The organism is Mycolicibacterium novocastrense, assembly GCF_001570485.1.
GTDB classification, from domain to species: Bacteria; Actinomycetota; Actinomycetes; order Mycobacteriales; family Mycobacteriaceae; genus Mycobacterium; species Mycobacterium novocastrense.
Genome location: NZ_BCTA01000026.1, coordinates 139300 through 153309, shown reverse-complemented (window position 1 = coordinate 153309; position 14010 = coordinate 139300). Strand labels below are relative to the sequence as shown.

The following is a 14010-nucleotide window of genomic DNA, read 5'->3' as shown; positions in this document are numbered from 1 at the left end:
GGCTGCGTGCAATCGGCCCATCGGCGTGACGTGAGCGTTTGCCCTGCGCAATGGGCAAAACCGAGTTTGCTGCCGGTGTTCCAGCACACCGCCGACCAGTCCGGCCGCCGGGGAGGTGGGTAGCGCGTGCGGCGCTTTTTCGGACGCGTCAGCGTGCTGACGGCGGTGCTGCTGCTCACACTGATCGCCGCCCCTCCGGCGACGGCGATCGAGCCGCCGACGATCGATCCCGCTGCGGTGCCGCCGGATGAGACCGGGCCCGATCAGCCGATGGAGCAGCGCCGGGTCTGTTCGGCGCCCACGGTGTTTCCCAATGCGAACTTCGCCGACCGTCCGTGGGCGAACGACTACCTGCGGTTGTCCGAGGCGCAGAAGTTCGCAACGGGCGCGGGCGTGACCGTCGCGGTGATCGACACCGGTGTCGTCGGCTCACCGCGGGTGCCCGCCGAACCGGGCGGAGACTTCGTCGACCAGGCCGGCAACGGTATGTCGGACTGCGACGCGCACGGCACGTTGACCGCGTCGATCATCGCCGGACGTCCCGCCCCGAACGACGGCTTCGTCGGCGTCGCGCCCGACGCCCGCATCCTGTCGCTGCGGCAGACCTCCGAGGCGTTCCAGACGGTGGGCACACGCCAGGACCCCAACGACCCGAACGCCACGCAGACCGCCGGATCGCTGCGCAGCCTCGCGCGCGCGGTGGTGCACGCAGCCAATCTCGGCGCTCAGGTCATCAACATCAGCGAGGCGGCCTGCTACAAGATCACCCGCCCTATCAACGAGACCAGCCTGGGTGCCGCGATCAACTACGCGGTCAACGTCAAGGGCGCCGTCATCATCGTCGCCGCAGGCAACACCGGCCAGGATTGCGCGCAGAACCCGCCCGCCGATCCCGCGGTGCCGACCGATCCGCGCGGTTGGAAGCAGGTGCAGACGATCGTCAGCCCGGCCTGGTATTCACCGCTGGTGCTGACGGTCGGCGGGATCGCCCAGAACGGCCAGCCGAGCACGTTCTCGATGTCGGGTCCGTGGTTGGGCGCCGCGGCGCCTGCCGAGAACCTCGTCGCGCTCGGCTACGACGGCAATCCGGTCAACGCGCTGCAGGGCCAGGACGGCCCGATCCCCATCAGCGGAACGTCGTTCGCCGCGGCCTATGTCTCCGGACTGGCGGCGCTGCTCAAGCAGCGCTTCCCCGCGCTCACGCCGGCCCAGATCATGAACCGGATCACCGCGACGGCGCGTCATCCGGGCGGTGGTGTCGACAACTATGTCGGTGCGGGGGCCGTCGACCCGGTCGCCGCGTTGACGTGGGACGTGCCCGCCGGCCCGGAGCGGGTGCAGTACCGCGTCAAGGAGGTGCCGCCCCCGGTGTTCACCCCGCCGCCGGACCGCGGGCCGATCACCGCCGTGGTCGTCGCCGGAGCGGGGCTCGCGGCCGCGCTCGGGCTCGGCGCGCTGGCCCGCCGCGCATTGAGGCGCCGATGACCAGGATTCTCGGCATGTTCGGCCTGCGTTTCACGACGGGCCACGCGATCTGGGCGGCGGCGTTGATCCCCGCGACCATCCTGGTGTTCGCCGAACTGAACTTGCTGTGGCTCGGGATCACGATCGCCGTGCTGATCGGGCTGGGCTCGGTGGTGACCATCCGCGGGTTGCGGATCACCGGTTGGGTGGCCGCGGTGTTCGCGTGGCGGCGCAGGCATCGCGACGTTCCGCAGCAGCCGTCGGAACCCGCGGTGGGCGCCACCGTGATGCCGGGCGATCACGTCGCCGTGCGCTGGCAGGACGAGCACCTGGTGGCGGCCGTCGAGCTGGTGCCGCGTCCGTTCACCCCGACGGTGATCGTCAACGGGGCCGCGTTCACCGACGACGTCGTCGACACCCGGCTCGTCGAACAACTCGTCGCCGCGCACTGCCCCGACCTCGAGGCCGACGTGGTGTCATCGGGGTATCGCGTCGGCAAAACCGCTCCCGCCACGCTGATTTCGCTTTACGAACAGGTCGTCGGGCCGTATCCGGCTCCTGCGAACCGGCGCACCTGGATCGTGCTGCGCGCCGATCCGGAGTCCACCCGTAAATCGTCGCAGCGCCGCGAGTCCGGGGTCGCCGGGCTGGCGCGATACCTGGTGGCTTCGGCGACACGGATCGCGGATCAGTTGGCGGGCAACGGAATCGACGCCCGCCCCGCGCGCAGTTTCGACGATCTCGACCGGGCCACCGAGATCAGTTACGAGCGCGAGACGTGGTCGGCGATCAAGGGCCGCAGCACGTTCACCGCGGCCTACACCGCGCCGGGCGGGCCGGACGTGTGGTGGTCGGCGCGCGCCGACCACACGATCACCAGGGTCCGCATCCGGCCCGGTGAGGCCCCCCGCTCAACAGTGCTGCTGACCACGTTGGCCAATCCGGCTACGCCGCGCGGCTTTTCGTGTCTGTTCGGCGGGCAGCGGGCGGCCCTGCACGGCATCAGCCCGGTCGGCGACCGCCACTACGAACTGCCGATCGGCTCGGCGGGGGTGCTGGTCGGGGAGACCGCCGACCGCTACCCCGTCTACATGCCGTTCGACGACGTCGACGCGAGCATCAACCTCGGCGACTCCCGACTGTTCACCCAGTTCATCGTGCGGTCCGCCGCCGCCGGTGCCGTCGTCACCCTGACGCCGCAGTTCACCGAGTTCGCCGGATACGTCAACGCCAGGATCGGGCGTGAGGTGAAGGTGGCGTGGCCGCATGCGACCACGTACCTGAGCCCGCATCCGGGTATCGGCCGGGTTACGTTGCGCACCAACTACATCGAGACTCCCCGTCATCGCCAACTACCGATACGGCTGATCAATCCGCGCGAGGAGAGCCGCTATCAGATGGTCCTCGAGGGCTGACATGCGGGCGCAGGGGTAGCGATGGGCGAGATCCAGCGGGTCGAACCGGCGGAGCTCACCAAGCTGGCCGCAGAGATGCGCGGGACGCAGTGGCACAACCCCGTCGCCGAAGCGGTGGTGCCGCCGGATGCGCTGCCGTCCTCGGCGGCCGCGGTCGCCAATCTGAACGCGAATGCGCAGTCGCTACTCGAGTTTCAGCGGTGGGCCGAGGCCGAGAACCAGCGCATCGCCGAGATGCTGCAGATCGCCGCCGACGCCTACACCGAGGTCGACGAGACCTGTGGCCAAGCCATCGAGAACCCTTCTCGCCGGGCGGCAATCGAAGCGATCACGGTGCCCGCCCCGGCGACACCACCGCCAGCACTTCCTCATCCGGTCGGCGCACCGCGGCCCCTCGATGCGGCCGGCTACAGCGACGTGCACAAGACGCAGGCCGACCTGGTCGCGGGGGACAGCGGTGCGTCGCTGAAAATGGCCATGCTGCAGTGGGGCCTGGCCAGCACCCGGGTCGCCGACAACGCGCCGCGGCCGCCCAGCGGCGACTGGGAGGGCCGGGCCGCCGACGCCGCGTACGCCCGGATGGCCGAGTTCGGCGGTTGGCTTCAACAACTGGCCGAGGGGTGGCACGATCTCGCGGAGGCGGCGGCCAAAATCGTTGCCGCACACGACACCGCGAAGGCCGAGCACGCGGGCATCCACACCGAGTATGTGGCGCTGGAGACGCAGTTGCGCGAGCTCGCGGCGCGGGCGACCGTGGGTAACGCCGTCGCGACCTCCCGTGAGATGGCGCAGATCCAGCAGCGGCTGGCTGAGCTGCAGCACCGGTCCGACGAGGTACGCCAGGACTATGCGGCCGACGCGACCTTCTCACCCGTCCGACCCGCGATGCCGTCCAGCCCGGACACCACCAGCTCCGCCGTCGTCGGCGGTCCCGGCGGTACCGGCGCGCGGGCGGGCGGTGAGCTGTCCTCGTACGGCCCGTCACCGGAGGGGGCCGATGGTGCGACGCGCTCCGATGCCGCCCCGGCCGGAGGTGGTGCACCGTCGGGTGGTGGTGCACCGTCGGGCGGTGGCGCTCCCACCGGCGGTGGTGCGCCGTCGGCGGGCAGCGGTACCCCGGGTGGGGGTGCGGCGGCCGGCCGGACGTCGGCGACCGATCCGCGGGTGCGCCCCGCCGCGCTCGGCGGTGCCGGAGCGGGCGGCGGGAGAGGCGGCGGTGGTGCTGGAGGCGGTGGGAGGCCGGCGACGCCGATGTCGGCACCGGTGACCGCGGAGACGGTCGCACCCGCACCGACCGGGCCCGGCGCGGCGGGCGCCGCACCGGGATCCTCGACGGACGGACGCGCGGGTACGGCGATGGCCGGAGGTATGGCGCCGATGGCGCACGGTGCGGGCGCCCAGCAGGGCAAGGAGAAGCGGCGCGATCCCCGGCTGGCACCCGACGAGGATCTCTACACCGAGGACCGGCCGTGGACCGAGGCGGTGGTCGGCAACCGCAGGCGCAGGGCGGACCGCGAGAGTCGAGACGGCACGTGACCGAGGAGATGCATCCCGACGTCGCCGCCGTGCTGCAGCAGGCGCGGCAGTTGCAGTCGCTCATGGACGATCAGCTGCACCGGATGAACTCGCAAACCTTCACGGGCACCGATGAATCCGAGACAGTGCGGGTGACGCTGGACGGTCATCACAACGTGACGGGCGTGGTCATCGAGGACGGCCTGCTGGGTCTGGGAGTCGAGGAGGTCCAGAAGCGGCTCAACGAGGCGCTGAGCGAGGCGACGGCCGCGGCCGGCGCGTCGCTGGAGGCCGACCGGGACCGGATTGACGCCGCCGTCGCCGACATCACCGATCAAAGCCGCTAGCGCACACCCTCTTTGGCGTACACCACGCGGAGCACGTGGGCCACCTCCGGACCCATCACCGTGTCGGCGAGCTCGCAGAAGGTGGCCACGAATTCCGGTCCGTGCGGCGGCGCCACCTCGCACAGGTGGTGTGCGATCTCGTGCAGCACCACCAATTCGCGCAGCGCCCAACGGGTCTGGACCTCGGGCACCGCGATGACCGCACCGCCGTCGTCGTCGACCTCGTAGTGGGCGGCGCCGGCTCCGCGCCTGGGCCGCACACCCAGCGGAGCCACCCGTGGCCACCGTCCCCGCACGGCGGGCAGCGCCAGCACGTTGTCGACGTATCGCTGCACCGACTCCACCGAGGCGAACCGCGCCTCGGGCGGCAGCGTCAACGAAGTCCCGAAGAAGTCGATGACACGGTTGCCGTGCTCGGCGGCCCTGTCGAACAACGTCCGGACGAACTCCTCGGCGGCGTACACCTTCGCCCGTTGAGTGTCGCGCGGCGTCACGTCTCCCCGGAGGGGCGGCGCCAGTTGCCAGGCAACGCCGAACGGGCACTCGCGAGTTCGGGGCTGGGCCCCAGCCTGGCCTTGCGGCCCGCGCGGTCACCCGCGCGGCGGGCGGCCGAGGAGTAGCCGGCCGTCGCGCTGGTCGCCCGCCACGTCCCCCGGGCCTCCGACGTCTCGCGGTAGAAGTCGCGCAGCTCGAGGTCCTTGTCGCGCAACGCGATCGCGGTGCCCGGCTGGCTGTCGCGGCTGTTGGTGGCCTCGCGGCGTGCCTCCTCACGCGCCTCGACCAGCCGCTGGCCGATGCGGGCGCCGAACGCCAACTGGAAGTTGATCCGCGCGGTGATGGTGGGCGTGGGGCGGTGAGCGCCCGATTCGATGTAGGCCTGCGAGGCCTTGACCATCTGCATGACCAGGCTGGCGTAGAGCGCATGGCTGGCGTCGATGTCCTCGGGAAAGCCGTAGGCGTAGACGAACGTCGAGTTGGACGCGACGTCGCATTTGACGTCGTTGGCGTGTGCGATCACGGTGAACAACTGCACATACGTGCGCAGCCCTCGCGTGCCGGCGTTGCCGATCGTGATCGTGCGCTGCACCGGCATCTGCGCCTTGGTGCGCTGATCGGAGTGCGACCGGGCGACGGCCAGATCGATGGAGGTGGCCGTGGCCAACCGCTGCGCCGCGGCCATGAACGCATCCGCCTCATGCGGGTTGTCGGTGCCCTCGGCCTGCCGGAGCAGGGCGGCGATGCGGGCCAGCATCTTGTCGTCGCTCATGGCGCCAGGTTAGGGCTGCTCGGCGACGAAGCGGTCCAGGGCTTCCACAACCTGGGGAGAAAGCGGGTCTTGGGAGGCGTAGTTGGCGACGTTGTCGCTCGGGTCGTCGCGCAGCACGTGGTTGACGCCCTCGAGTTCGACGACCGTCAGCGCGGTGTGCCGCAGTGCGTCGGCCAGGGGCCTGATCGAGTCGCACGACGCCTGCGCGTCGGAGTCCGAACAGGTCAGCAGGACCTTCGTGTCTGCGGGCACCTCGGCCGCCAGCCTCAGCGGGTCGATCTTGTCGGCTTCGACGACGGCGTTGACGTTGCCCGGGCTCAGCATCGCGCCGAGGCCCTCGGGCAGGTTCGCGGGCACCGTCCCCGTGGTACGGACCTGCTCGACGGCCGCCAGCCATGCGGACAGCGCCTCGGGAGCGGCGTTGGCGCGCACCCGGTGGGTGATGATGTCGAGATAGCGGCCGGGCAGGGGCTGAAGAAGGCCGAGCGCGTGGATCTTCGGAGCCTCGGCGTCGGTGTCGCCGGCCAGTGTCAGCGCGTGGATGGTGCCTTCGCCCACCGCGTAGACGGAGATGCGGGAGTCGTCGGTCCGCGGCTGGTCGGCCAGGTAGCGCACCGCGGCTTTCGCGCCCGTGGTGTACACCGAGCTGACCACCTCGGTGGGGCGTTGGGCGTAGGGGCCGAGGCCGGTCTGGCCGGTGCCCACCTTGTCGTAACGCAGGCTGGCCACGTCGCGGTCCGACAGCAGTTCGGCCAGTTGTCGCATGTTGCCGACCGGCCCGGCGACCTGGTTGTCGCCGTTGCGGTCGGTGGCACCGCTCTCGGAGATCAGCAGCGCGGCGGGCCCCGTCGCCTCGCCGGTCTCGTGCCGATAAGTGCCGTGGATGGTCAGCCCGTCGGCGGTGAAGGTGACGTTCTCGTCGACCCATTGCACATCGTCCGACGTCGAACATGCCGACAGCACGACGATCAGTGAAAGCGCCCCGGCGACAACCGCTTTCAAAGCTTGGCCTCGATCCACGAGGTGACGTCGTCGAGCACGAGGTCACGCTCGGGCTCGTTGAACACCTCGTGGTAGAGCCCGGGATAGACCTTCAGGTGTGCATCGGTCGATGCGACACACGACAACAGATGGCGGCTACCCGCGACGGGGATCAGCTTGTCCTGCTCGCCGTGCACCACCAGCAGCGGCGCGGACAGCGCGGACGCTCGTTGCGGCATCGTCTCGCCGACCTTGATCAGCGCCTTGGCGACCCCGGCGGGGAGCTTGCCGTGGTGCACCAGCGGGTCGGCCATGTAGGCGGCCACCACGTCGGGATCCCGCGACACCGCTTCGGTCGGCAGTTGCTCGACGGGCAGCCCGGGCAGGAGGCCGCCGAGGACCTTGGCGACCGTGATCATGACCGGCGACACCCCGTCCTGGGCGTAGACGGCCGGCCCCGACAGCACCATCGCGGTGTAGTCGTCGGGGTGCTCGACGCCGTAGGTGAAGACGACGCCGCCGCCCATGCTGTGGCCGAGGACGATGCGCGGCAGCCGGGGATGCTCGTCGGCGGCGATCCTCACCAGGGTTCCGAAGTCGCCGGTGTACTCGCCGATGTTGCGCAGACGAACCCGTTTGCCACCGGAGCGGCCGTGGCCGCGCAGGTCGAGCGCATAGGTGAGCAGGCCGGCGTCGCCGAACCGCTGCGCGACGTGGTCGTATCGGCGGGCGTGCTCGGCGTATCCGTGGCACAGCACGACCACGCCGCGCGGATCCCCCTCGGGAGTCCAGACGTCGTAGACGATGCGCACACCGCCGATACCGTCGAAGCTGCGTTCGCTGCGGGTCGTGGCCACGCAGGGAGACTATCCGGTGTCGGACCCACTGATTAAGCTCGGCGGCGTGACGGTCCTGGCCCACGATGTGGACGACAGCAGCGCCGAGGATGCCTTCCTGGCCGATGCCCAGCGGTATCGCCGTGAACTGCTCGCACACTGCTACCGGATGACCGGTTCCCTGCACGACGCCGAGGATCTGGTGCAGGAAACCTATCTGCGGGCGTGGAAGTCGTACAAAGGCTTCGAAGGCAAATCGTCGGTGCGCACGTGGCTGTACCGGATCGCCACCAACACTTGCCTGACGGCGCTGGAGAGCAGGCAGCGCAGGCCACTGCCGACGGGTCTCGGAGCCCCGAGTTCGGATCCGCTCGACGACATCGTCGCCCGCGAGGAGGTGCCGTGGCTCGAACCGCTGCCCGATCAAGCGGTCGACCCGGCTGACCCCTCGGTCATCGTGGGCTCTCGCGAATCGGTGCGGCTGGCGTTCGTCGCGGCACTTCAGCACCTTTCACCGCGTCAGCGCGCCGTCCTGGTGATGCGCGATGTGCTGCAGTGGAAGGCGTCCGAGGTCGCCGATGCGGTCGGCGCGTCGACGGCGGCGGTGAACAGCCTGTTGCAACGGGCGCGTGCGCAGCTCGACGCCATCGGCCCGAGTGAGGACGACGAACTGCGCCCACCGGAGTCGCCGGAGGCCCAGGACCTGCTGACGCGCTATATCGCCGCGTTCGAGAGCTACGACATCGACAAGCTGGTCGAATTGTTCACCGCGGATGCCGTGTGGGAGATGCCGCCGTTCGACGGCTGGTATCGGGGCCCGCAGAACATCGTGACTCTGTCGAAGACGCACTGCCCGGCCGAGGGTCCCGGCGATATGCGGTTCATTCGGACCACGGCCAACGGGCAGCCGGCCGCGGCGTTGTACATGCTCAACCGGGAGACCGGGCTGCACGAGGCTTTCCAACTGCACGTGCTCGACGTGACTGAGAGCGGCATCGCCCATGTCGTGGCATTCCACGCCACGACCTTCGCCCCCTACGGGCTGGCCGACACGGTCTGACCTACGGTTTGCGGCCCAGCGCGAATTCGTCGATGCTCAGGCCCGCCTTGGCCGCTTCGGCCCGCTCGTATGCGATGTCGTGTCGGTAGCCGAGCACGACGCTGGTGATCAACGCGATCGAGATGACGCCCTCGGCGATGAAGAACGCCGCGAAGTCGATGAGTGAGCCGATCGGCGGCCCGCCGGGCACGGCATTGCGAAGAGGGATCAGCGCGAACAGGATCGCCGCCATCATCGAACAGGCCGGCAGGACAAGACCTCTGCGCCACCGCAGCGCGTAGTAGGACGCCGTGACGGCCGCCGCGGCCAGCCCGAGCATGAGGACCATCACGAATATGGCGAACACCATCGTCGGGGTGCTGCGGTGCAGGAAGAGATCCGCGTCGACGCTGTCGCCTTCGACGTCCGGGTCGGGTGCCAGCCCGACGCGGAAGAACGAGTCGTTGTTGAACACGGTGAGCGTCGTGGGCAGCGCGGTGTCGTCGGCCGCGATGTTGAGTCCGAGGAAGGCGCTGTAGCGATCGAAGGGGTAGTCGGTCGGAATCCCCACCATCCCGAACTTCTGCTCGATGACGGGCACGCTCTCTCCACTCGGCAGGTCGACCATGGGGTTGGTGAAGGAGTTGCTCAGCAGCTTGGTGTCCATGCGCAGATGACCGTCTGCATCGGCGTACTTCCCGTTGGCCTCGATGTCGGTGATCGTCGCCGCCACGGTCGTCGTTTCGGTGTCGACCCGATTCACCCACACGGTGAGGTCGATCCGGTCGGGCTTGTCGAAGTCGCCGAGCTGCAGACCGTCCTCGGCCCAGTGCCTGCTGGATGCATACAGCGCGAGGTTGCCCGCCATCAGCAGCACCAACGCCACAGCGAAGACGGCAATCGCTCGCACAGCGCGCCATCGCGGCGAAGGTGTGCTCATCGCGGGCAGCGTATTACGACGGGGACGCCCGAGATGCGCTCGACGCGCGCGTTGCCCGGCGACAGCTGTCCCGGTGACGGGCCGAAGCCCCCATCTGCGCAGTTCACGATGGAGTTGACACCTGTTCTGGAACGTGTTCTATAGTCAGCGGCCATGAAGACCAAAGGCGCGCTGCTGTGGGAACTGAACTCGCCGTTCCGCATCGACGAGATCGAGATCGGTGACCCTGTCGCCGACGAGGTTCAGATCCGCCTGCACGCCGCGGGCATGTGTCATTCGGACTACCACCTGACAACCGGCGCCACGCCGATCGGCCTGCCCGCGCTCGGCGGGCACGAGGGCGCCGGCGTCATCACCAAGGTCGGTAAGAACGTCACCGGGCTCGAGGAGGGCGACCACGTCATCCTGGCGTTCATCCCCGCGTGCGGCGAATGCGCACCATGCCTCAAGGGCTACCGCTCGCTGTGCGACCGGGGCGCGGTACTGCTCGGGGGCAAGGCGATCGCCGACGGCACGTCCCGCGTGCATGCCGGCAGCACCGAGGTCTCGCCGATGAACCTGCTCGGCACGTTCGCGCCGTACATGACCGTGCACAAGGATTCCGTCGTCAAGATCGACAAGGACATTCCGTTCGAGTCGGCGGCCCTGCTGGGCTGCGCGGTGCCGACGGGCTTCGGGTCGGCCACCAACGTCGCCGAAGTGAAGCCGGGCGAGACCGTCGTGATCGTCGGCGTCGGCGGCATCGGCATGAGCGCACTGCAAGGCGCGGTGATCGCCGGCGCCCGCAACGTCGTCGCGATCGACCCGAACGAGTGGAAGCGCGAACAGGCGATCAAGTTCGGCGCCACGCACGTCTACCCGTCGATGGCCGAGGCGATCGCGCCCGTCATCGACCTCACCCACGGCGTCATGGCCGACAAGACGATCACCGCCGTCGGGGACATGAAAGGCGAGTACATCGAAGAGGCCCTGACGCTGACCACCAAGACCGGCACCTGCGTCGTGACGGGCATGGGCTCGATGATGGACGTCGACGTCAAACTCAACCTGTTCCTGTTCACGATGTTGCAGAAGACGTTGAAGGGCAACATCTTCGGCGGCGGCAGCTCGCACATCGAGACCCCGAAGCTGGTCGGCCTGTACAAGTCGGGCCTGCTGAACATCGACGACATGGTCACCAGGACCTACCGCCTCGAGGACATCAACTCCGGCTATGCGGACATGCTCGACGGCAGAAACATCCGCGGCGTCGTCACCTACGACGAGGCGGACTGGTAACCAGGCGGTCCAGCACCGCCGCCAGCACCTCGTCGAACGCCCGCAACTGTTGTGGTGTCAACCCCTCGAACACCGTGCTGCGTACGAGTTCTGCGTGTCCGGGTGCGGCCCGCTCGAGCGCGGTGAGCCCACCGTCGGTGATCGAGACGCTGGCGCCGCGCCGGTCGTCGTCGCTGCCATGCCGCTCGAGCAGTGCGCGCCCGCGCATCCGTCGCAGCTGGTGTGAGAGCCTGCTCTGCTCCCACCCGAGCACCTCGGCCAGGTCGTTCATGCGCTGCGGTCCGCGTTCGTTGAGCGCGACGAGGACCTCGTAATCCGCCAGCGACAGTTCACAGTCGCGTTGCAGTTGCCGGTGCATGGCGGTCTGCAATCGGCTCGTGACCGTCAGGTACTTCCGCCAGACCTCTTGTTCGCGCCTCGTCAGCCACACGGAATACATGACACATCATTCATGTTGTCGCGTCCAGTAGCCCCACCTAGGCTGGGCGCCGAGCGAGAGGTAAGCCATGACCGCCCCCACCGTCGACATCCGCCGCGCGGACGACCGCGCGAAGACCACGATCTCCTGGCTGGACTCCAAGCATTCGTTCTCCTTCGGCAGCCACTACGAGCCGGAGAACACCCATCACGGCCTGCTGCTCGTCAACAACGACGACCGGGTAGCACCGGGTACCGGGTTTGATACCCATCCGCACCGGGACATGGAGATCGTCACCTGGGTGTTACGCGGATCGCTGGTGCACCAGGACTCCACCGGCCACTCGGGCGTGATCTATCCCGGCCTGGCACAACGGATGTCGGCCGGCCGCGGCATCCTGCACTCGGAGAAGAACGACTCGTGGACCCTGACGGGCGCCGAAACCCATAGCGAGCCGGTGCATTTCGTCCAGATGTGGGTCGTGCCCGACGAATCGGGAATCGACCCCGGCTACCAGCAACTCGAAATCGATGACGAACTACTGCGTGGCGGCCTGATCACGATCGCCAGCGGTATGCCCGAGCACCGCGACCAGACCGCGATCTTCATCCGCAACTCCTATGCCGCCCTGCACGGCGCGCGTATGCGGGCCGGCGACAGCGTCGAACTGCCGCACGCCCCGTATCTGCACCTGTTCGTGCCCCGCGGCGAGGTCACGCTCGAGGGCGCGGGCGCCCTGGGTGAGGGCGACGCCGTTCGCTTCACGGGTACCGGTGGCCAGCGGGTCACCGCCACCACGTCCGCCGAGATCCTGGTCTGGGAGATGCATGCGAGTCTGGCTGCGGCGTAACGCGATTGCCTGCATTGCCAGCGCGATGGTGGCGACGGGCTGCGCGTCGGATCCCGGGAGAGCGCCGGCGCCGGACCCATCCCCGAGTGAACCCCCGGCCACCGCGGAAGCGACACAGGGCCTGGCCCCGGTGACCGTCGCCGTCAACCCGGCCCTGGCGCAGGCGCCGTTCGACGAGCCACGCCAGGCGCTTGTCCCCGCCGGGTGGTCGATGTCGGTGTGGGCGCGCGTCCCGAAGGCGAGGCTGGCCGCGTGGGCGCCCGACGGCGCGCTGCTGGTGTCGCAGCCGAGCACGGGCGAGGTGCAGCGGCTGGCGCCCACCGATGCGCGACCTCGCCAGTCGAGGGTGCTCGCCGGACTCGACCAGCCGCACGGGCTGGCATTCGCGGGCGACACGCTCTACGTCGCCGAAAGCGACCAGGTCGATGCCTACACCTACGCCGACGGCACGGCGACCGATCCGCGCACGATCGCTCCGAACCTGCCCGACGCGGAGAGTCCGGACCTGCAGGGCGCGTACGCCCACGCGCTCAAATCCGTCGCGATCGGCCCCGACGGAAGCGTCTACTTCTCGATCGGCTCGACCGGCAACATCACGGCCGCCGATCGCGACGCCGATCCACCGCGCGCAACGATCATGCGGGTCCCACCGGGAGGCGGCCCCGCCGAGCCGTTCGCGACCGGCGTGCGCAACGGGACCGGCCTGGCGGTCGCGCCGGACGGAGCGGTGTGGACCGCGGTCAACAACCGCGACAACGTCGCCGATCCGCAGACCGCGGAGGTCCGCCAGGAATACGTCAGCCTGCATCCGCCCGAGTCGGTGGCGCGATTGACGCCTGGCCGCGAACTGGGCTGGCCCTTCTGCAACCCCGACGGCGGGCCGGCGCGCCTGCCGTTGATCCGCGACGTGCAGACCAACGCCGACGGCAGCCGCCTCGACTGTGCGGCCCTGCCGCCCATCGAGCAGAGCCTCGGCGCGCACGCCGCCCCGCTGGGGATGAGCTTCACCGACGGCGCGTTACCGGCCCCGTATTCCAGCGGCGCCCTCGTCGGGGTGCACGGGTCGTGGAACCGGGAGCCGCCGTACGCGCCCGAGGTGGCATTCTTCGGCTGGCACAACGGAGAACTCGCCGACAAGCAGACGCTGGTCGGCGGGTTCCAGTCCGAAGACGGCTCGCGATGGGGCCGTCCGGTCGCCGCGGTGGTCGGGCCCGACGGCGCGGTGTACGTCACCGACGACTACGCCGACGCGGTCTACCGGTTGGCCCCTCCGGGGCGTTAGCGGACCGCGGTGCCGCGGGTGGTCCCCGAGCGCCGGCCGGTGATGCCGACGTAGATCGCGATCAACACGATCGCCACGATGATGCCCACGAGGAACGGGATGACCTCCCAGCCGCCATTGGAATTGGAGTATCCGAGCTGGTAGGTCAGCCAGGACCCGATGAATGAGCCGAGGGCGCCCAGAACGATCGTCATGATCACGCCGATGTTCTGCTTGCCCGGCATGATGAGCCGCGCGAGCGCGCCCACGATCAGACCGACGACCAGTGCGCTGAGGATGGTTCCGATCATTTCTGCTCCCTGTCTGTTGTCTGTCGCTGCCGGGTTACCCGTTAACCCCGTTTTCACGCGCCAGGAAGGATGAGACGCGATCGTGATG

15 protein-coding genes are annotated in these 14010 nt (G+C 69.3%); 8 read left to right on the top strand and 7 right to left on the bottom strand.

Annotated elements, in window-relative coordinates:
• Window positions 1-126: 126 nt before the first annotated feature.
• Genes mycP through RMCN_RS09105 form a run of 4 tightly spaced genes read left to right on the top strand, consistent with a single transcriptional unit; the run spans window position 127 to window position 4741 of the window.
• Window positions 127-1485: a type VII secretion-associated serine protease mycosin gene (mycP, locus tag RMCN_RS09120; protein WP_067388531.1), complete on the top strand. Its 1359-nt coding sequence runs from the start codon at window positions 127-129 to the stop codon at window positions 1483-1485.
• On the top strand, window positions 1482-2879 hold the full coding sequence (gene eccE, locus RMCN_RS09115; protein ID WP_064413070.1) for a type VII secretion protein EccE: 1398 nt from the start codon (window positions 1482-1484) through the stop codon (window positions 2877-2879). The genes mycP and eccE overlap by 4 nt, the downstream gene beginning before the upstream one ends.
• Before the next feature lie 21 nt (window positions 2880-2900).
• On the top strand, window positions 2901-4415 hold the full coding sequence (locus tag RMCN_RS09110) for a PPE domain-containing protein (RefSeq protein ID WP_067388528.1): 1515 nt from the start codon (window positions 2901-2903) through the stop codon (window positions 4413-4415).
• Window positions 4412-4741 (top strand): YbaB/EbfC family nucleoid-associated protein, encoded by a 330-nt coding sequence (locus RMCN_RS09105; RefSeq protein ID WP_110765795.1) that lies wholly within the window; start codon window positions 4412-4414, stop codon window positions 4739-4741. The genes RMCN_RS09110 and RMCN_RS09105 overlap by 4 nt, the downstream gene beginning before the upstream one ends.
• Here the strand turns inward: RMCN_RS09105 and RMCN_RS09100 are convergent.
• Genes RMCN_RS09100 through RMCN_RS09085 form a run of 4 tightly spaced genes read right to left on the bottom strand, consistent with a single transcriptional unit; the run spans window position 4738 to window position 7846 of the window.
• Complete coding sequence (locus tag RMCN_RS09100) at window positions 4738-5235, bottom strand: TIGR04338 family metallohydrolase (RefSeq protein WP_067388526.1); 498 nt, start codon at window positions 5233-5235, stop codon at window positions 4738-4740. The two genes, RMCN_RS09105 and RMCN_RS09100, sit on opposite strands and share 4 nt — an antisense overlap.
• The gene (locus RMCN_RS09095; RefSeq protein ID WP_067388524.1) at window positions 5232-6008 is read right to left on the bottom strand and encodes a DUF2786 domain-containing protein; all 777 of its coding nucleotides are present in this window, start codon (window positions 6006-6008) and stop codon (window positions 5232-5234) included. Before RMCN_RS09095 ends, RMCN_RS09100 begins: the two co-directional genes overlap by 4 nt.
• A gap of 9 nt (window positions 6009-6017) precedes the next feature.
• Window positions 6018-6980 carry an alpha/beta hydrolase family protein gene (locus tag RMCN_RS09090; protein ID WP_234787631.1) on the bottom strand — a complete coding sequence of 321 codons (963 nt, stop codon included), beginning with the start codon at window positions 6978-6980 and terminating at the stop codon, window positions 6018-6020.
• A 26-nt stretch (window positions 6981-7006) separates the two neighbouring features.
• Window positions 7007-7846 (bottom strand): alpha/beta hydrolase, encoded by an 840-nt coding sequence (locus RMCN_RS09085; RefSeq protein WP_067388520.1) that lies wholly within the window; start codon window positions 7844-7846, stop codon window positions 7007-7009.
• A 16-nt stretch (window positions 7847-7862) separates the two neighbouring features.
• On the opposite strand from RMCN_RS09085, the gene RMCN_RS09080 reads away from it, so the two are divergent.
• Window positions 7863-8885, top strand: coding sequence for a sigma-70 family RNA polymerase sigma factor (locus RMCN_RS09080; protein ID WP_067388788.1), 1023 nt, complete (start codon window positions 7863-7865; stop codon window positions 8883-8885).
• Window position 8886: 1 nt separating this feature from the next.
• Here the strand turns inward: RMCN_RS09080 and RMCN_RS09075 are convergent, their stop codons facing one another.
• Window positions 8887-9804: a DUF8686 domain-containing protein gene (locus tag RMCN_RS09075; protein ID WP_067388518.1), complete on the bottom strand. Its 918-nt coding sequence runs from the start codon at window positions 9802-9804 to the stop codon at window positions 8887-8889.
• 153 nt (window positions 9805-9957) lie between these two features.
• Between RMCN_RS09075 and RMCN_RS09070 the strand changes: the two genes are divergently transcribed.
• Window positions 9958-11082 (top strand): NDMA-dependent alcohol dehydrogenase, encoded by a 1125-nt coding sequence (locus tag RMCN_RS09070; RefSeq protein ID WP_067388516.1) that lies wholly within the window; start codon window positions 9958-9960, stop codon window positions 11080-11082.
• On the opposite strand, the gene RMCN_RS09065 is transcribed toward RMCN_RS09070, so the two are convergent.
• Window positions 11057-11521, bottom strand: coding sequence for a MarR family winged helix-turn-helix transcriptional regulator (locus tag RMCN_RS09065; protein ID WP_067388514.1), 465 nt, complete (start codon window positions 11519-11521; stop codon window positions 11057-11059). The two genes, RMCN_RS09070 and RMCN_RS09065, sit on opposite strands and share 26 nt — an antisense overlap.
• Before the next feature lie 67 nt (window positions 11522-11588).
• Here RMCN_RS09065 and RMCN_RS09060 point away from each other — a divergent pair, with 67 nt between their 5' ends.
• Both RMCN_RS09060 and RMCN_RS09055 read left to right on the top strand, forming a co-directional pair.
• Window positions 11589-12350, top strand: a complete 762-nt coding sequence (locus tag RMCN_RS09060; RefSeq protein ID WP_067388512.1) for a pirin family protein — start codon at window positions 11589-11591, stop codon at window positions 12348-12350.
• Window positions 12328-13632: a PQQ-dependent sugar dehydrogenase gene (locus tag RMCN_RS09055; RefSeq protein ID WP_067388510.1), complete on the top strand. Its 1305-nt coding sequence runs from the start codon at window positions 12328-12330 to the stop codon at window positions 13630-13632. The genes RMCN_RS09060 and RMCN_RS09055 overlap by 23 nt, the downstream gene beginning before the upstream one ends.
• Here RMCN_RS09055 and RMCN_RS09050 read toward each other — a convergent pair.
• Window positions 13629-13922 (bottom strand): GlsB/YeaQ/YmgE family stress response membrane protein, encoded by a 294-nt coding sequence (locus RMCN_RS09050; protein WP_064413059.1) that lies wholly within the window; start codon window positions 13920-13922, stop codon window positions 13629-13631. The two genes, RMCN_RS09055 and RMCN_RS09050, sit on opposite strands and share 4 nt — an antisense overlap.
• Window positions 13923-14010: the final 88 nt, after the last annotated feature.

Coding starts and splice junctions, on each gene's coding strand:
- eccE (WP_064413070.1), top strand. CDS start 1,482: ATGACCAGGATTCTCGGCATGTTCGGCCTGCGTTTCACGACGGGCCAC.
- RMCN_RS09110 (WP_067388528.1), top strand. CDS start 2,901: ATGGGCGAGATCCAGCGGGTCGAACCGGCGGAGCTCACCAAGCTGGCC.
- RMCN_RS09095 (WP_067388524.1), bottom strand. CDS start 6,008: ATGAGCGACGACAAGATGCTGGCCCGCATCGCCGCCCTGCTCCGGCAG.
- RMCN_RS09075 (WP_067388518.1), bottom strand. CDS start 9,804: ATGAGCACACCTTCGCCGCGATGGCGCGCTGTGCGAGCGATTGCCGTC.
- RMCN_RS09070 (WP_067388516.1), top strand. CDS start 9,958: ATGAAGACCAAAGGCGCGCTGCTGTGGGAACTGAACTCGCCGTTCCGC.
- RMCN_RS09065 (WP_067388514.1), bottom strand. CDS start 11,521: ATGTATTCCGTGTGGCTGACGAGGCGCGAACAAGAGGTCTGGCGGAAG.
- RMCN_RS09060 (WP_067388512.1), top strand. CDS start 11,589: ATGACCGCCCCCACCGTCGACATCCGCCGCGCGGACGACCGCGCGAAG.
- RMCN_RS09055 (WP_067388510.1), top strand. CDS start 12,328: ATGCGAGTCTGGCTGCGGCGTAACGCGATTGCCTGCATTGCCAGCGCG.
- RMCN_RS09050 (WP_064413059.1), bottom strand. CDS start 13,922: ATGATCGGAACCATCCTCAGCGCACTGGTCGTCGGTCTGATCGTGGGC.